The sequence below is a fragment of the Streptomyces sp. NPDC092296 genome (assembly GCF_044755465.1).
Taxonomy (GTDB): Bacteria; Actinomycetota; Actinomycetes; order Streptomycetales; family Streptomycetaceae; genus Peterkaempfera.
In genome coordinates this window covers 433712-449027 of the sequence record NZ_JBIVRB010000003.1, presented here as the reverse complement: position 1 = coordinate 449027, position 15316 = coordinate 433712, and the positions used below count along the sequence as shown (strand labels likewise).

At 73.3% G+C, this 15316-nt stretch carries 17 protein-coding genes; 4 read left to right on the top strand and 13 right to left on the bottom strand.

All coding sequences use genetic code 11. The features are described from left to right. Positions 1 to 3: 3 nt before the first annotated feature. Entirely contained in the window at positions 4 to 1029 is a 1026-nt protein-coding gene (mgrA, locus tag ACIQGZ_RS12405; RefSeq protein WP_402601257.1) for an L-glyceraldehyde 3-phosphate reductase, read from the top strand. 90 nt (positions 1030 to 1119) lie between these two features. On the opposite strand, the gene ACIQGZ_RS12400 is transcribed toward mgrA, so the two are convergent. From ACIQGZ_RS12400 to ACIQGZ_RS12380, 5 genes are all read right to left on the bottom strand, one after another. Beyond that, a complete protein-coding gene (locus tag ACIQGZ_RS12400; protein ID WP_402601477.1) occupies positions 1120 to 1722 on the bottom strand; it encodes a YceI family protein in 603 nt (200 codons plus the stop codon). Between the two features lie 131 nt (positions 1723 to 1853). Further along, the gene (locus ACIQGZ_RS12395) at positions 1854 to 2891 is read right to left on the bottom strand and encodes an LLM class flavin-dependent oxidoreductase (protein WP_402601255.1); all 1038 of its coding nucleotides are present in this window, start codon (positions 2889 to 2891) and stop codon (positions 1854 to 1856) included. A gap of 237 nt (positions 2892 to 3128) precedes the next feature. After that, on the bottom strand, positions 3129 to 3779 hold the full coding sequence (locus ACIQGZ_RS12390) for a GNAT family N-acetyltransferase (RefSeq protein WP_402601253.1): 651 nt from the start codon (positions 3777 to 3779) through the stop codon (positions 3129 to 3131). 147 nt (positions 3780 to 3926) lie between these two features. Then, the gene (locus ACIQGZ_RS12385) at positions 3927 to 5273 is read right to left on the bottom strand and encodes a carotenoid oxygenase family protein (protein ID WP_402601251.1); all 1347 of its coding nucleotides are present in this window, start codon (positions 5271 to 5273) and stop codon (positions 3927 to 3929) included. Positions 5274 to 5366: 93 nt separating this feature from the next. After that, the gene (locus ACIQGZ_RS12380) at positions 5367 to 5969 is read right to left on the bottom strand and encodes a hypothetical protein (protein WP_402601250.1); all 603 of its coding nucleotides are present in this window, start codon (positions 5967 to 5969) and stop codon (positions 5367 to 5369) included. Between the two features lie 88 nt (positions 5970 to 6057). On the opposite strand from ACIQGZ_RS12380, the gene ACIQGZ_RS12375 reads away from it, so the two are divergent. Then, entirely contained in the window at positions 6058 to 6666 is a 609-nt protein-coding gene (locus tag ACIQGZ_RS12375; RefSeq protein ID WP_402601249.1) for a PadR family transcriptional regulator, read from the top strand. Positions 6667 to 6683: 17 nt separating this feature from the next. Here ACIQGZ_RS12375 and ACIQGZ_RS12370 read toward each other — a convergent pair whose 3' ends face one another. The 7 genes from ACIQGZ_RS12370 to ACIQGZ_RS12340 form a co-directional block, all read right to left on the bottom strand. Continuing rightward, positions 6684 to 6929, bottom strand: coding sequence for a toxin-antitoxin system HicB family antitoxin (locus tag ACIQGZ_RS12370; RefSeq protein WP_402601248.1), 246 nt, complete (start codon positions 6927 to 6929; stop codon positions 6684 to 6686). A gap of 86 nt (positions 6930 to 7015) precedes the next feature. Next, positions 7016 to 7957: an SPFH domain-containing protein gene (locus ACIQGZ_RS12365; protein ID WP_402601247.1), complete on the bottom strand. Its 942-nt coding sequence runs from the start codon at positions 7955 to 7957 to the stop codon at positions 7016 to 7018. 196 nt (positions 7958 to 8153) lie between these two features. Continuing rightward, positions 8154 to 8783 (bottom strand): MBL fold metallo-hydrolase, encoded by a 630-nt coding sequence (locus ACIQGZ_RS12360; RefSeq protein WP_402601245.1) that lies wholly within the window; start codon positions 8781 to 8783, stop codon positions 8154 to 8156. Then, complete coding sequence (locus ACIQGZ_RS12355; protein WP_402601244.1) at positions 8783 to 9868, bottom strand: S-(hydroxymethyl)mycothiol dehydrogenase; 1086 nt, start codon at positions 9866 to 9868, stop codon at positions 8783 to 8785. The genes ACIQGZ_RS12360 and ACIQGZ_RS12355 overlap by 1 nt, the downstream gene beginning before the upstream one ends. Positions 9869 to 9934: 66 nt before the next feature. After that, the gene (locus ACIQGZ_RS12350) at positions 9935 to 10174 is read right to left on the bottom strand and encodes a DUF6126 family protein (protein ID WP_402601243.1); all 240 of its coding nucleotides are present in this window, start codon (positions 10172 to 10174) and stop codon (positions 9935 to 9937) included. A gap of 32 nt (positions 10175 to 10206) precedes the next feature. Then, a complete protein-coding gene (locus ACIQGZ_RS12345) occupies positions 10207 to 10923 on the bottom strand; it encodes a helix-turn-helix domain-containing protein (RefSeq protein WP_402601241.1) in 717 nt (238 codons plus the stop codon). A gap of 201 nt (positions 10924 to 11124) precedes the next feature. Further along, positions 11125 to 12855 carry an AMP-binding protein gene (locus ACIQGZ_RS12340; RefSeq protein ID WP_402601239.1) on the bottom strand — a complete coding sequence of 577 codons (1731 nt, stop codon included), beginning with the start codon at positions 12853 to 12855 and terminating at the stop codon, positions 11125 to 11127. Positions 12856 to 12956: 101 nt separating this feature from the next. On the opposite strand from ACIQGZ_RS12340, the gene ACIQGZ_RS12335 reads away from it, so the two are divergent. Then, positions 12957 to 13790 (top strand): response regulator transcription factor, encoded by an 834-nt coding sequence (locus tag ACIQGZ_RS12335; protein ID WP_402601237.1) that lies wholly within the window; start codon positions 12957 to 12959, stop codon positions 13788 to 13790. Between the two features lie 115 nt (positions 13791 to 13905). After that, positions 13906 to 14298 carry a VOC family protein gene (locus tag ACIQGZ_RS12330; protein ID WP_402601235.1) on the top strand — a complete coding sequence of 131 codons (393 nt, stop codon included), beginning with the start codon at positions 13906 to 13908 and terminating at the stop codon, positions 14296 to 14298. Positions 14299 to 14323: 25 nt separating this feature from the next. Here the strand turns inward: ACIQGZ_RS12330 and ACIQGZ_RS12325 are convergent, their stop codons facing one another. Beyond that, a complete protein-coding gene (locus tag ACIQGZ_RS12325; RefSeq protein WP_402601234.1) occupies positions 14324 to 15286 on the bottom strand; it encodes a hypothetical protein in 963 nt (320 codons plus the stop codon). Positions 15287 to 15316: the final 30 nt, after the last annotated feature.

The window sequence follows — 15316 nt, the reverse complement described above, 5'->3', positions numbered from 1 at the left end:
ACCATGCCCGTCCCACCCCCGTACCGCGCAGCCGACGACCGCTACGACAGCATGCGCTACCGCCGCAGCGGCCGCAGCGGCGTGCTGCTGCCCACCGTCTCGCTGGGCCTGTGGCACAACTTCGGTGACACCGCCCCGCTGGAGACGCAGCGGGCCGTGCTCCGCCGCGCCTTCGACGCGGGCATCACCCACTTCGACCTGGCCAACAACTACGGCCCGCCGTACGGCTCCGCCGAGGCCAACTTCGGCCGGCACTTCGCCGCCGACTTCCGCCCGTACCGCGACGAGCTGTTCATCGCCACCAAGGCCGGCTACGACATGTGGCCCGGCCCGTACGGCGAGTGGGGTTCGCGCAAGTACCTGCTGGCCAGCCTGGACCAGTCGCTGGACCGGATGGGCCTGGACTACGTCGACGTCTTCTACTCGCACCGCCCCGACCCGGACACCCCGCTCGAGGAGACCATGGGCGCCCTCGCGTCGGCGGTGCGCCAGGGCAAGGCGCTGTACGCGGGCCTGTCCAACTACAGCCCGGAGCAGATGGCCGAGGGCGCGGCGATCCTGCGCGACCTGGGTACGCCGCTGCTGATCAACCAGCACCCGTACTCGATCCTCAACCGGGGCATCGAGGGCGGCCTGATCGAGCGGTCGGACGAGGTCGGGGCCGGGGTGATCGCGTTCTCGCCGCTGGCGCAGGGCCTGCTCACCGACCGGTACCTGGACGGCGTCCCGGCGGACTCCCGGATGGCGGTGGGGCACTTCCTGACCCGTGACGCGCTGACCGAGCAGAAGCTGACCCTGCTGCGCGGCCTCAACCGGATCGCCGGGGAGCGCGGCCAGACCCTGGCGCAGCTGGCGCTGACCTGGCTGCTGCGCGACCAGCGGGTGACGTCGGTGCTGATCGGCGCCAGCAGCGTCGCGCAGCTGGAGCAGAACCTCGCCGCCCTGGGCGGCGCCGACTTCTCCGACGCGGAGCTGGCGGAGATCGACCGGCTCACCGTCGAGGGTGGCGTGCCGGTCCCCGGCCGCTGACCGGCGGTCCGCAGGCGGGTACGGAGGACGGCCGCCGCGCACCGGAGTCCCGGTGGGCGGCGGCCGTCGGCGTGCTCGCGGCAGGCGGCCTCAGGCGGCCTTGATCGCGGAGACGTCCAGCGTCAGCTTGGCCTTGTCGCTGATCAGCACACCGCCGCCCTCCAGGGCCGCGTTGTAGGTCAGGCCCCAGTCGCTGCGGTTGATCTGGGCGCCGCCCTCGAAGCCGACCCGGAGGTTGCCGTACGGGTCGGTGGCGGAGCCGTTGAAGGTCAGGTCGAGGGTGACCGGGCGGCTGGTGCCCTTGATGGTGAGGTCGCCGGTGAGCCGGTACGTCTCGTCGTCCACCCGCTCGGCGGCGGTGCTGCGGAAGGTGATCTCCGGGTGGGTCTCGGCCTCGAAGAAGTCGCCGGTGCGCAGGTGCTCGTCGCGCTGCTGCTGGTTGGTGTCGATGCTGGCCACCTTGATGGTCAGCTCGGCGGAGGAGCGGGCCGGGTCGGTCCCGTCCAGCGTCAGCTTGCCCTCGTACTCGGTGAACTTCCCGCGCACCGTGGTGACCATGGCGTGCCGTACCGAGAAGCCGATGCTGCTGTGGGTGGGGTCGATGGTGTATTCGCCGGTCAGCGCGGACAGGTCGACGCCGGGCGCCGGGGCGGGGGCGGTCTCGGGGGTGCTGGTGCGGTTGAACAGGCCCATGGTGTCCTCCAAAGGTTTAGCCTTCAACAAAATCCACGGTAGTGCAGTTTTATTCGACTTTCAACCATCGGGCGGAACCGCTGCCCCGGGCGGCCGGGCGCCCCGCCCGCGCGGGGGCCCGGCGAGGGCGGTCAGGCGGCGCGGACCGGGTCCGGGATCTCCCGCCGGATCACCGGGGCGACCTCGGCGGCGAACAGCTCCAACTGCTCGCGCTGGACGTCCTCGGTGAGGGAGTCGACGCCGATGCCGACCACCTCGTTGCCGAACGCCTCGTGGTAGCGGTGGATCTTCTCGATCACCTGCTGCGGACTGCCGACCAGCGCCGAGCCGCGCTCCAGGGCGTCCTCCAGGGTGGCGAACGGCGAGTTGTTGTGCCGGCCGGCGGCCGAGTTGAACAGCGCGTTCCAGTACGGGCGGAAGCCCTCCACCGCGTCCTGCGACCGGCGGGCCACGAAGAGGCCGCCGAACCCGGCGCCCACCCTGGCGTCCTCGGGGCGGTGCCCGTGGTGCTCCCAGCGCTCCCGGTAGTGGTCGACCAGCGCCCGGTACTTCTCCAGCGGGTGGAAGCTGTTGGCGGAGAAGATCGGGTCGCCGTGGCGGGCGGCCAGCTCGGTGGACTGCTCGCTGGTGGCGCTGCCGTGCCAGACCGGGATCGGGTCCTGGAACGGCCGGGGGTGGGTGGTCACCTCGTGCAGGGCGGGGCGGTGGGTGCCCTGCCAGCTGACCTTCTCCTCCCGCCACAGCCGGCGCAGCAGGCCGTAGTTCTCCGCCAGGTAGTCCCACTGGTGCCGCTCGTCCAGCCCGAAGAGGCCGAAGTGGCGCGGGTCGTTGCCCTTGCCGATGATCAGTTCCAGCCGGCCGCCGGAGAGCTGGTCGACCATGGCGTAGTCCTCCGCGACCCGTACCGGGTCCAGGATGCTGAGCACGGTGACCGTGGTGAACAGCCGGATGCGGCTGGTACGGACGGCTATCGCGCTCAGCAGCACCGGCGGCGCGGGCGACAGGAAGGGCTCGCCGTGGCGCTCACCGACGCCGTAGCCGTCGTAGCCGAGCCGCTCGGCGAGCACCGCCTGGTCGAGGACGTTGTGCAGCTTGTCGTGCGGGGTGCGGACCCGGCCGGTGACCGGGTCGGGGCCGTTGCCGACCAGGGACGAGACGGTGAACTGCATGGGGGTGCGCTCCTTCTGCGGATTCCGTTGTGGCTGACGCGGCGTCGGGGCGGGCGTCAGCGACAGCAGGAGCCGCAGATGCGGAGCAGGTCGATATGACGGCGCACGGTGAGCGCGGGGCTGACCGGGCGGCAGGCGGGGAGGCGGGGCGGGCGGGCGGCCATCGCGTCCCCCTTCGTCTGCGCGGTGCCTGCCGTCGAGCGTTCCACGGCTGCCCGCGCGGAGCAAGCGGCAGGGTCAGCCGTCGGCCTCGGTGGAGCGGCCGAGGTAGCTGAGCGGACCGGGGTCCGGCACGTCGATCTGATGGAAGCCGAGCCGGTCGTAGAAGGCGCGGGCACCGGTGTTCTCGGTGAGCATCCCGAGGTGGACCCGCTCGGCGCCCGCCCGGCGGGCCGCGCCGAGGAAGGTGAGCAGCAGGGCCCGGCCGTAGCCGGCCCGCTGGTAGTCCGGCAGCAGGTCGATGTGCAGATGGGCCGGATAGTCCCGCAGCTCGGGGACGATCATGCGCTCGGGCCGGTGCAGCAGGGCGGCCATCTCCTCGTCCGGGCCACTGGGCGTCCCGGCCGGGGCCGGGTGGCGATCGGCTACCCGGGGCAGCCAGGCCCGGCGGAAGGCGACGGCGAAGGCGGCGGTGTCGGAGGTGCCGAGGACGTATCCGACCACCCGGCCGCCGTCGTCCAGCACGAAGGCCAGCTCCGGTTCCAGGTGCAGATAGGGCCCGGCGAAGTTGTCGCCCATCAGATCGGGGTCGCGGTAGATCCCGGTGGCGTCGCCGCCCGCAGCGGCGGTGCGCAGGCAGACCTCGTACACGTCCCGGCGGTCGGTGGGCAGATAGCCACGGATGATCGGCGACCGCCGGATGGCGCCGGTCCGGGGGTGCAGTGGCATGGGCCGGGTCCTTCCTGAGGCCGCTGGCAGGTGCCTGCGGCATAGTCCAATGGGAGCGCTCCCAAGAGATCCAACCAGCGCCGCCGCCGCCGGGCAAGGCACGCCGCGACCCCCGGCCGGGTACCGGGGGTCGGCGTACGAGCGCGGTCACATCCGCCCGGTCTCCGGGAACCAGCCGCCGTGGAAGCCGGCCGGCACCGCGCGCGGCAGCCGCACCTCGGCCTGGACGGTCAGGTCGGCGGCGTCCAGCACCAGCAGCCGCGCCGGTCCGGCCGCCCGGTCGGAGACCAGCGACAGCAGCCAGCCCTCGTCCTCCGCGCGCCCCCCGGCGGCGGGGACGAACACGGCCTCGCCCGGGACGCTCGGCTCACCGAGCCGGTGCTCGCGGGCCGCGCCGCTCCGCAGGTCGTACTTGACCAGCGAGTCGTCCGAGACCGTCCACAGATAGCGGTGGGCGCGGCCGGTCCTGGTGTCGTCATGGGTGGGGAACTCCACCCCCCGGTCGTCCAACCGCTCCTCACGCACCGGGCCACCGCCCGCCGGGAGCGTCCAGCGGTGCAGATGTCCGGCGCCGGTGGTGGCGGCCGCGGCCGCCGGGTCGACGGCACCGCCCATCCGCGACCACATGGCCGTGAAGACGTCGGGGGCGTAGCGCACCCCGTCCACCACCACATTGCCGTCGGTGTCCTCATGGGCGTTGCCGACGTGGAAGACATAGCAGGGGTCGATGTCGTACCAGGTCACCTCGGCGCTGCCGGTACGCGGCATCACCCCGAGCCGGGCGCCGTAGCCCTCGTCCCAGCGGTAGGGCATCCCGCCGCCGACCAGGGTGCGGTCGAAGACCACCGGCAGGTCCAGCCAGACCACATGGTGCTCGGTGATCGCGAAGTCGTGCATCATCGTGGCCCCCGGCACCCTGACCTCGCGGCTCTCCACCAACTCCCCGTCGGCGGACAGCCGGTGGTGGACCAGGTACGGCGGGAGGAAGCCGTAGCCGAAGAAGTGCAGCTCACCGGTGTGCGGGTCCTCCTTGGGGTGGGCGGTCATCCCGGTGCGCAGCCGGCCGCCGAAGTCGTCCGGGCCCAGGGTGTCCAGCTCGGGGGTCAGCCGGTAGGGCAGGCCGGTCTCGCAGAGGGCGAGCAGCTTCTCGCCGTGCTGCACCACATGGGTGTTGGCGGGGTTGGCGGCCAGGTCGAGGGTGCCGTCCTCGCGGCGGAAGGGGTCTCCGGCCAGCTTGCGGGTGCGGACCCAGCGGTTGCGGTACCACTCGGCCCGGCCGTCGCGCAGCCGGACGCCGTGGATCATGCCGTGGCCGGCGAACCAGTGGCCCCGGTCCTGCCCGGCCAGCGGGTTGGGGCCGTTGCGCAGATAGCGGCCGTCCAGCTCGGGCGGCAGGGTGCCGACCACCTCCAGCCCGGCGGCGTCGGTCTCGTCGGGGACGGGGGCCAGGTGGCCGTCGAGGTAGTACGGGGTGGCGGTCTGCTGCTCGGTCATGGCGAGGGCTCCGTTCCTGGGGCGGGTCTTGACGGCCGGTCTCGGCGGTGGGTTTCGGCGGTGGGTCTCGGCGGCCGGTCTCGGCGGGGCGGGTCAGCGAGCGGAGTCGGCGGGCGCGGCGGTGGGCTGGGCAGCGGCGGACCGGGCGGCGGCGCGAGCGGCCCCGGCCCTGGAAGCGCGCAGCGTGTGGCTGATCGGCACCGCGAAGCCCAGCACCTTGACGGCGATGACGGCGGCGGTGGCATGCGGGTAGCCGGCCAGCAGGACGGCGAGCGCTCCGGCGGTGACGGTGAAGGAGAGCGCCCACACCGTGGCGATCACCACATTGGCGCGGTGGAACTCGGGGCGCTGCCAGACCTCGGGCGGCGTCATGGTGCGGGCGATGCCGAGGGTGAAGGGACGGCGCAGGGCCAGCGAGCCCCAGGCGGTGACGGCGAGCCAGCCCAGCGAGAGCGCGGGGCCGTAGGGGTTGAGCGCGGAGTGCGGCGCGATCCAGGAGAACGCGGTGACCGCCGCGAAGAACAGGGCCCCGCTCAGCTCCATCACCAACTGGTTCGCGCCGCGCCCGGCCCGGAAGTCCCCCGCCAGCAGCCAGGCGGCGATCAGCAGCGCGGCGGTGGCGCCATACCGCCAGTCGCCCTTGGTGGCGATGACGGCGAAGGCGATCCACGGCAGGAAGGTTCGCAGGAAGCGCATCTCCGGACTCCTCATATTCCAGTGCTGACATGTCGAAGATAAAACCTCCTCTCTCGACCTGTCAACAGTGGAATGTTAGGATCGCCCCATGAGTCTTCGCCACGCCGTCCTCGGACTGCTGTCCGGCCACTCCGGCAGCGGATACGACCTGCTCCGCACCTTCCAGACCTCACTGGCCAACGTCTGGCCCGCCACCCAGAGCCAGCTCTACACCGAGCTGAACCGGCTGGCCGCCGCCGGACTGGTCACGGTGAGCGCCGAGGGGCCGCGTGGGCGCAAGGAGTACGCCATCACCCAGCAGGGGCGCGACGAACTGCGCCACTGGCTGCTGGAGGTTGAACCCGAGCGGAACCGGCGCAGCGACACCCTGCTGCGGGTCTTCTTCCTCGACCAGGTCGGGCCGGAGCAGGGCCGCGCCTATCTGGAGCGTGAGGCCGAGCTGGCCGGTGAGCGGCTCCAGGGGCTGCGCGAGCTGGAGAAGTCGATCGACTGGGAGGCGGACTCACTGGCGGTCTACGGCCGGCTGACCCTGGAGTGGGGGCTGCGCTTCATGCGGATGCAGCGGGAGTGGGCCGAGTGGGCGGCGGGGCAGCTCGCGGAGCAGGGCCCCACGGCGGAACGTACGGGGGAGAACGAACGTACGGAGGAGAACAACGAACGTACGGAGGAGAACACGGAGCAGGCCGGTCCGGGCTGACGCCCGGACCGGCCCGGTCACTCCTCGGTTGGCAGGTCCGGTACGGCCGCCGCAGGGTCCGCCTCGGCGGCGCGGTCCCTGGGCGGCCGGCCCCGGCGCGGCGGCGGGGCGTCGCGTACGGCGCGCCCCGCCTGGTCGAGGGAGCGCCGCAGCAGGAACTCGATGTGCGCGTTCAGGCTGCGCAGCTCGTCATCGGCCCAGCGCTGGAGGGCGTCGTGCACCTTGGGATCGATCCGCAGCAGGAACTTCTTCCGCTCGGCCACCGCTGTCCTCCTCGCTCACACGGCGGTCGGCGGCACCCCGCCGCCGACCGCCGCGCCATCACCGGCATCGCGCCGTCACTGGTGGGTCACTGGTAGAGGGAGCCGGCGTTGACCACGGGCTGGGTGCTGCGGTCGCCGCAGAGCACCACCAGCAGATTGCTGACCATGGACGCCTTGCGCTCCTCGTCCAGCTCCACCACACCGCGCTCGTTGAGCTGATCGAGCGCCATCTCCACCATGCCGACGGCACCCTGCACGATACGGGTGCGGGCGGCGACCACGGCGCCCGCCTGCTGGCGCTGGAGCATCGCCTGTGCGATCTCCGGCGCGTACGCGAGGTGGGTGATCCGGCACTCCAGCACCCGCACCCCGGCGCGGGCCACCCGCTCCTGCACCTCGGCGCCCATCTCGTCGCCCAGGTCGAGACCGGAGCGCAGCGACGGCCTGCCGTCCTCGGCGTCGTACGGGTAGGAGGTGGCCAGGTGGCGGACGGCGGTCTCGGCCTGGGTGGTGACGTACCGCTCGTAGTCGTCGACCTGGAAGACCGCGGCGGCCGGGGACTCCACCTTCCACACCACCACGGCGGCGATCTCCACCGGGGTGCCGTCGAGGTCGTTGACCTTGAGCACCGAGCTCTCGAAGTTGCGCACCCGCAGCGAGACCCGGGTCTTGGAGGTGAACGGGTTGACGGCGTGGAAGCCGTCGCTGCGCAGGGTGCCGGAGTAGCGGCCGAACATCTGGAGCACCCGGGCCTCGTTGGGGTTGACCACGACCAGGCCGCTGAGCAGCAGCACGGCGGCCAGCCCGCCGACCACGGCGACGGCGGCCGCCGGGCCCTGCCGGTCGGCGCCGGCCAGCAGGGCGGTGCCGGTCGCGGCGACGGCGATCAGCAGCAGGACGCCGAGCAGCAGCAGATAGCCGCCGACCGAGTGGGCAGGGCGCTCGGGCACCTCGTCGCCGCCGCCCAGCACGTCGGGAACGTACTCGGTGGGGACGATCGAACCGGTTTCTTCCTGGTGGGTGGACATCGCACATCCCCCTTCTCCGCCCGGCTCCCGGGCGGATCGCCATGCCATGAGCTGATGTCAAAGTGATATCACATTGCCAGCGAAAAAGCCCGGCGCGTGCCGGGCTTCTCCGTGACCGCCACCGTGGCCCACTGACTGCGGTGACTCAGTGACCGCCGTGGCCCAGTGAGCGCAGCGACTCAGTGACCGCCGTGACTCAGTGCCCCCGGTCGATCCACTCCTGGAGGTGCGGCGCCTCGGCGCCGACGGTGGTCGACTCGCCGTGGCCGGTACGGACCACCGTCCGCGCCGGCAGGGTCAGCAGCCGCTCCCGGATCGAGTCGACGATCGTCGGGAAGTCCGAGAACGACCGGCCGGTGGCCCCCGGGCCGCCCTGGAAGAGGGTGTCACCGGTGAAGACGGTACCCAGCTCCGGCGCGTACAGGCAGACCGCGCCCGGCGCGTGCCCCGGCGTGTGCAGCACGGTCAGGGTGGTACCCGCCACGGTGAGCGCCTGCCCGTCGGCCAGCTCGCCGTCCGGCTCCCGGTCCGGGTGGGTCTGCCGCCACAGCGGCAGGTCGTCCGGGTGCAGCAGGATCGGCGCCCCGGTGCGCGCGGCCAGCGCGGGCGCCGCGTCGATGTGGTCGTTGTGGGCGTGGGTGCTGACGATCGCCACCAGCCGCCGGTCACCGACCGCCGCCGCGATGGCGTCGGCGTCATGGGCGGCGTCGATCACCAGCGCCTCGGTGTCGTCGCCGACGATCCAGACGTTGTTGTCGACCTCCCAGCTGCCGCCGTCCAGTTCGAAGGTGCCGGAGGTGACCAGTTGCTCGATGCGGGCGGCCATCAGAGGACCACCACGGTGCGCAGCACGTCGCCGCCGTGCATCCGGGCGAACGCCTCCTCCACGCCGTCCAGACCGGTGGTGCCGGTGACGAAGGCGTCCAGGTCCAGCCGGCCCTGGAGGTAGAGGTCGATCAGCATCGGGAAGTCCCGGGACGGCAGGCAGTCGCCGTACCAGGAGGACTTCAGCGCGCCGCCGCGCCCGAAGACGTCCAGCAGCGGCAGCTCAAGCTGCATCTCCGGGGTGGGCACCCCCACCAGCACCACGGTGCCGGCCAGGTCGCGGGCGTAGAACGCCTGCTGGTACGTCTCCGGGCGGCCCACCGCCTCGATCACCACATCGGCGCCGTGCCCGCCGGTCAGCTCCCGGATGGCCGCCACCGGGTCGGCGGCGCGGGAGTTGACGGTGTGGGTGGCGCCCAGCCGGCGCGCGGTCTCCAACTTGCGGTCGTCCACGTCCACCGCGATGATCCTGGCCGCGCCCGCCAGGTGCGCGCCCATCAGCGCCGCGCCGCCGACGCCGCCGCAGCCGATGACGGCGACCGAGTCGCCGCGCCCCACGCCGCCGGTGTTGATCGCCGCGCCCAGCCCGGCCATCACCCCGCAGCCCAGCAGTCCGGCGGCGGCGGGCGAGGCCGCCGGGTCGACCTTGGTGCACTGCCCGGCGGCGACCAGGGTCTTCTCCGCGAAGGCGCCGATGCCCAGCGCCGGGGTCAGCTCGGTGCCGTCCGCCAGCGTCATCCGCTGCTTGGCGTTGTGGGTGTCGAAGCAGTACCAGGGGCGCCCGCGCCGACAGGCGCGACACTGGCCGCACACCGCGCGCCAGTTGAGGATCACGAAGTCGCCCGGGGCCACCTCGGTCACCCCCGCCCCCACCGACTCCACCACACCGGCCGCCTCATGGCCCAGCAGGAAGGGGAACTCGTCGTTGATGCCGCCCTCGCGGTAGTGCAGGTCGGTGTGGCAGACGCCGCACGCCTGCACCTTGACCACCGCCTCGCCGGGACCGGGGTCGGGCACCAGGATCGTCTCGACGGACACCGGCTCGCCCTTGCCCCGGGCGACCACGCCTCGTACCTGCTGTGCCATGGCACCTTCTCTCGAAGTGGGGGATGCTTCGGTGCCCAACGTATCCGGCGGCGGCCGGGCGGGTGGTCAGCGGCGGTCGCCCAGCGCGAACATCACGAAGAGCAGCGCGGCGAACAGGTGCACCGCGCCCACGTAGATGAAGGCCCGCCAGTAGACCCGGCGCCCGTTGGTCTTCTCCACGGCGTTGCTGTCGGCCCGCCGCCCGGGGGTGGCGGGGTTGCGGCGGGGGTAGGCGTCGGTGCTGGTGCTGGTGGTGGTGTCTGCGTTGGCGTTGGCGTTGGGCTCGGTGCCGGCGTCGGCGGTCATGGCGGTCCTCTCTCGCGGAGGCGTACCGGCCCTCAGTGGGCCGTGACGGCGGGGCCGATGCACAGTCCGCCGAGCGGGCTGTGCAGCAGCGTGTGGACGAAGAGCAGCTCCACCCCGTCGGCGGTCCCGGCGGCCAGCCGGTGCGGGGTGAGCGAGTCGAAGTGCGCGGCGTCCCCGGGCTCCAGCAGGTGCACGGTCTCGCCCAGGGTGAGCCGCAGCAGCCCGCCGGTCACATACAGCCACTCCTCGCCCGGGTGGACCCGGACCACGGCGTCCTGGACGCTCGGCGGGATGCGCACCCGCAGTGCCTGCATGGCCCGGTCGGGGGCGCCCGCCCGGCGGTAGCTCCAGCCGCCGGCCCGGCCGGGCTCCATCCGGCCGCCCCGGATCACCGGCTCCTGCTGCGGCGGCTCCTCGCCCAGCAGCTCGGCCACCGTGGTCCCGTATGCTCGGGACAGGCCCAGCAGTACCGGCAGCGACGGCTGGCGGCGCTCGGTCTCCAGCCGGGACAGATGTGCCGGGGAGAGCCCGATCCGCCCGGCGGCGGCCTCCAGGGTCAGCCCGCTGCGGTGGCGCTGCTCACGCAGCCGCGCACCGAGCCCGGCGACCGACAGATCGGCGGCGGCTTCACCGGCCGGCCCGACCTGGGCGTCGGCGGTCGGCTCGGCGGTCGGCCCGGCCAGGGGGTCGGCCGGCTGCGGTACGGCGGCTCGCCTCGGGGGCGGCTCGGGCGCGGGGCTCCGGGTCATGGGTCCAGTGCACACCCGGCCTGCCTCAGAGGCAAACCTTGTGCCTCAGAGGCAAATCCCGCCGAGTACCCGTACGTCCGGCGGCGGCCGCTCGCCATCTCGACCCCGGGGGCCTCCCGGCCGGGGTGCGGCCGACGGTGCCGCGCGGCAGTGGGACGCCCGAGCCGCCGCCGCTGTACGAGAGGGCGGGCGGCCCGGCGGTCAGCGGAAGTCCTCCTCGCGGTACTCGGCGGCGGCGCCCAGGCCCTGGTCCTCCCGGTCGCGCAGTTCGATCCGGCGGATCTTGCCGGAGACGGTCTTGGGCAGCCCGGCGAACTCCAGCCGCCGCACCCGCTTGTACGGGGCCAGCACCGCGCGGGAGTGGGCGAAGATCGCGGCGGCGGCCTCCGGACCCGGCTGCCAGCCGGCGGCGAGCACCACATACGCCTTGGGGACGGCGAGCCGCAGCGGATCGGGGGCCGGGACCACCGCCGCCTCCGCCACTGCCTCGTGCTCCAGCAGGGCGCTCTCCAGCTCGAAGGGCGAGATCTTGTAGTCGGACGCCTTGAAGACATCATCACTTCGACCGATATAGGTGATATATCCGTCGGCGTCGCGGGACCCGATGTCACCCGTCCGGTAGTAGCCGCCCGCCATCGCCTCGGCGGTGCGCTCCGGGTCGCCCAGATAGCCGGACATCAGGCCGACCGGGCGCTCCCCGGACAGCTCCAGGCAGATCTCGCCCTCGTCGCCCGGGGCGCCGGTGACCGGGTCCAGCAGGGCGATGTCAAAGCCCGGCGAGGGACGGCCCATCGAACCCGGCTTGAGCGGCTGCCCAGGGCTGTTGGCGATCTGCACGGAGGTCTCGCTCTGCCCGAAGCCGTCCCGGACGGTGACCCCCCAGGTGCGCCGGACATGCTCGATCACCTCCGGGTTCAGCGGCTCCCCCGCCGCCACCGCGATCCTCGGCGGGGTGGCGAGCCGCCCCAGGTCCGCCTGGATCAGCATCCGCCAGACGGTCGGCGGGGCGCAGAAGCTGGTGACGCCGCAGCGCGCCATCTCGGCCAGCAGCCGGTCGGCGTCGAAGCGCCGGTAGTTGTGGATGAAGACGGTGGCCTCGGCGTTCCACGGGGCGAAGACATTGCTCCAGGCGTGCTTGGCCCAGCCCGGCGAGGAGATGTTGAGGTGCACATCGCCGGGGCGCAGCCCGATCCAGTACATGGTGGACAGATGGCCCACCGGGTAGGACGTGTGGGTGTGCTCGACCAGCTTGGGGCGGGCGGTGGTGCCGGAGGTGAAGTACAGCAGCAGGGTGTCGTCGGCGCCGGTCGGCCCGGTGGGGGTGAACCCGGCGGGGGCGTCGTACGCGTCGGCGTACCGCAGCCAGCCGTCGACGGGGTCGCCCACCGCGATCCGGGTGTAGTCGCCGGGCACCTCGGTGAAGGTGGCGGTGTCGGCGGCGCGGGCCACCACATGGCGGCCGCCGCCGCGCTCCACCCGGTCCCGCAGGTCGACCGGGCCGAGCAGGGTGGTGGTGGGGATGACGACGGCGCGCAGCTTCATCGCGGCGAGCAGGGTCTCCCACAGCTCGACCTGGTTGCCGAGCATCAGAATGATCCGGTCGCCGGGGCGCACCCCCCGCGCGGTGAGCCAGTTGGCGACCCGGTCGGAGCGGTCGGAGAGTTCGGCGAAGGACCAGCGCCGCTCGGAACCGTCCTCCTCGACGATCCACAGCGCGGTGCGGTCATTGCCCCGGGCGATGGTGTCGAACCAGTCCAGTGCCCAGTTGAAGGCGGCCGGGCGCGGCCAGCGGAAGTCCCGGTGCGCGGTGGCCCAGTCCTCCCGGTGCGCCAGCAGGAAGTCGCGTGCCGCCCGGAACGCCTCGGCGCCCGCCGTCCCCGTCCCTGCCGTCCCCGCCGTCCCCGCCGTCTCCGTCCCCGCTGTCTCGGTCATGGGTTTCCTCCAGTCAGTGCCCCCGGTTACGGTGCATCCTGAAGCCTGTGACACGGGTCTCACCACCCCCGGACGGGGGTGGCGGGCGGAAGAGGGCACCGATGGACGACGCGGCCGAACTGCGCACCACCCTGCTGCGGCTGCGGCGGGCCAGCGGGCTGCCGGTGGCGTTCGCCGGACTGGCGGCCGGGGGTGACCGGCTGCGGATCACCGAACTCTCCGGCACGGCCACCGGCGCGCTGCGCGGGCTGGCCATCACCACGGGCAGCGGGCTCGGCGGCAAGGCCGTCGCGCTGACCCGGCCGCTGGCGGTCTCCGACTACCGGGCCGCCCGTGGCATCAGCCATGAGTACGACGGCGCGGTGGGGGCCGAGGGGCTCTGCTCCGTGCTCGCCGTGCCGGTGGTGGTGCGCCGCAGCGTACGGGCGGTGCTGTACGGGGCGCTGCGGGAGCCGCTGCCGCTGGGTGACCGCACGCTGGACGCGGCGATGGGGGCGGCCCGCGAGCTGGAGCAGGCGCTGGCGGTACGGGACGCGCAGCGGCGGGCCGAGCGGGAGGCCGCCGCGTGGGCCGCCGCCGCGCCGGGGTCCGGCGCGGCCTGGGAGGACGTGCGGGCCGCGCACGGCGAGCTGCGGCGGCTGGCCCAGGAGGTCACCGACCCGCTGCTCCGGGAGCGGCTGCACGGGGTGTGCGCCCGGCTGGCCGCCGCCGGCTCCCCGGCCGCCGGGGCGGCGGCGCTGCCGCCGCTCTCGCCGCGTGAGCTGGACGTGCTGGCGCAGGTCGCCACCGGGGCGACCAACGCCGAGGCCGCGCAGCTGCTGGGGCTGCGGCCCGAGACGGTCAAGGGCTATCTGCGCTCCGGTATGCGCAAGCTGGGTGCCCACACCCGGCTGGAGGCCGTGGTCACGGCCCGCCGGACGGGGCTGCTGCCGTAGCGGACGGCCCCGGCTCGGCCTGGGCGCTGCCCCCGACTGAGCACAGATGAGGGATGGGGCCGCCGAACCGGCGCAGGCCCCTACGAACCCGGCCGGCCCCCACTAGGCTCGGGCCGTGGCCCATGTACTGAGTAGCCGGATTCTGCTGCGCCCCGCCGATCCGGAGCGCACCCGTGCCTTCTACCGCGACGCGCTGGGGCTGGAGATCTACCGGGAGTTCGGCACCGGCGCGGAGCGGGGCACGGTGTTCTTCCTCGGTGGCGGGTTCCTGGAGGTGTCGGGGCACTCCGCCGCGCCGACCGGGGCCGGGTCCGGGGTGCAGTTGTGGATGCAGGTGGCCGATGTGCGGGCGGTGCACCGGGAGCTGGCCGACCGGGGGGTCGAGGTGCTGCGGGAGCCGGTCCGGGAGCCATGGGGGCTGCTGGAGATGTGGATCAGCGACCCGGACGGGGTGCGGATCTGCGTGGTGGAGGTGCCGGCCGACCACCCGATCCGCTACCGGCCGTGAGCCGAGCGCCCGGTTCGCGGCCCGCTCACGGCTTGGGGTAGGCGTTGCGGTTGAGCTTGCTGGTGCTGGCGTTGCCACCGATCACGGGCTGGAGGGAGACCTTCCAGGTGGTCCAGCGGATCTGGGTGGCGGTGGTGGTCGTGGTGAACTTCAGCTTGTCGTCGAACTTGGTGAAGCCGCAGTCCCGAGTGAACTGCCGGGTGGCGCCGTCCCAGTCGGAGCCGCTGGTGAAGTAGACGGTGTAGGTGCCGTCGCGGACGCCGTCCACCTTGAAGCCGGCCCCCTTGCGCACATAGACGGAGTGCGCCGTCTGCTCCCCCTTGACCAGCGATATCACCGCGTCGCTGCCGCCGCCGTTCTGCACGGTCAGCTGACCGCGACCGGTGCGGCTGCCACTGCGGATGTAGCTGCCGGTGGCCTTTCTGCGGTTCTGCTGCTTGCCGGTGCGCGGGGCGTGGAAGGACGTCCGGTAGCCGGCCGCCGTCAGGGCGCCGAGCGCCTTGGGCAGCGCGCGCAGTCCCTTGGTGGCCCCGAGACCGGCCAGCGCGGAGGAGGTCGCGCAGTAGTGTCCGTCGTCGATGTCCGACCGGACCGTGCCGAGGTCGATGCCCAGCTGTTCGAATGCCTCCACCAGATCGCGGTGCGGCTGCACCGCGTCGTCCGGCGGCCCGGCGTCATTGAGACCGCGCGCGGCGGCACGGGCGGTGTCGCGGACGTCGTCCAGCCGCTTGTCCAGGTCGGACAGGCTGCGCGCGGCGGCGGCACGCCCCAGCGCCTCGCTGACCGGGTCGACCAGGCCGGCGAGCGACTGCCCGTACGGGGTGGCCGTCGGGCTCGGGCTGGACGCCGTGGCGGGGCCGGAGGCGGTCGTACCGGACAGCGGGTCGCGTAACGGACCGCCGGACGTGCTGCCGCCACCCGCGTCGCAGGCCGTCGCCAGCAGCACCAGCGCCGCCGCTGCGGCGCGCACACCCGTTGCCAAGGCCACCGCATGTCCCCCTCATGCCGTGCGAACCGA

Excerpts from the sequence above, each read along its gene's own strand:
- mgrA (WP_402601257.1), top strand. The coding sequence starts at position 4 with ATGCCCGTCCCACCCCCGTACCGCGCAGCCGACGACCGCTACGACAGC.
- ACIQGZ_RS12400 (WP_402601477.1), bottom strand. The coding sequence starts at position 1,722 with ATGGGCCTGTTCAACCGCACCAGCACCCCCGAGACCGCCCCCGCCCCG.
- ACIQGZ_RS12395 (WP_402601255.1), bottom strand. The coding sequence starts at position 2,891 with ATGCAGTTCACCGTCTCGTCCCTGGTCGGCAACGGCCCCGACCCGGTC.
- ACIQGZ_RS12390 (WP_402601253.1), bottom strand. The coding sequence starts at position 3,779 with ATGCCACTGCACCCCCGGACCGGCGCCATCCGGCGGTCGCCGATCATC.
- ACIQGZ_RS12385 (WP_402601251.1), bottom strand. The coding sequence starts at position 5,273 with ATGACCGAGCAGCAGACCGCCACCCCGTACTACCTCGACGGCCACCTG.
- ACIQGZ_RS12380 (WP_402601250.1), bottom strand. The coding sequence starts at position 5,969 with ATGCGCTTCCTGCGAACCTTCCTGCCGTGGATCGCCTTCGCCGTCATC.
- ACIQGZ_RS12375 (WP_402601249.1), top strand. The coding sequence starts at position 6,058 with ATGAGTCTTCGCCACGCCGTCCTCGGACTGCTGTCCGGCCACTCCGGC.
- ACIQGZ_RS12365 (WP_402601247.1), bottom strand. The coding sequence starts at position 7,957 with ATGTCCACCCACCAGGAAGAAACCGGTTCGATCGTCCCCACCGAGTAC.
- ACIQGZ_RS12360 (WP_402601245.1), bottom strand. The coding sequence starts at position 8,783 with ATGGCCGCCCGCATCGAGCAACTGGTCACCTCCGGCACCTTCGAACTG.
- ACIQGZ_RS12355 (WP_402601244.1), bottom strand. The coding sequence starts at position 9,868 with ATGGCACAGCAGGTACGAGGCGTGGTCGCCCGGGGCAAGGGCGAGCCG.
- ACIQGZ_RS12350 (WP_402601243.1), bottom strand. The coding sequence starts at position 10,174 with ATGACCGCCGACGCCGGCACCGAGCCCAACGCCAACGCCAACGCAGAC.
- ACIQGZ_RS12345 (WP_402601241.1), bottom strand. The coding sequence starts at position 10,923 with ATGACCCGGAGCCCCGCGCCCGAGCCGCCCCCGAGGCGAGCCGCCGTA.
- ACIQGZ_RS12340 (WP_402601239.1), bottom strand. The coding sequence starts at position 12,855 with ATGACCGAGACAGCGGGGACGGAGACGGCGGGGACGGCGGGGACGGCA.
- ACIQGZ_RS12335 (WP_402601237.1), top strand. The coding sequence starts at position 12,957 with ATGGACGACGCGGCCGAACTGCGCACCACCCTGCTGCGGCTGCGGCGG.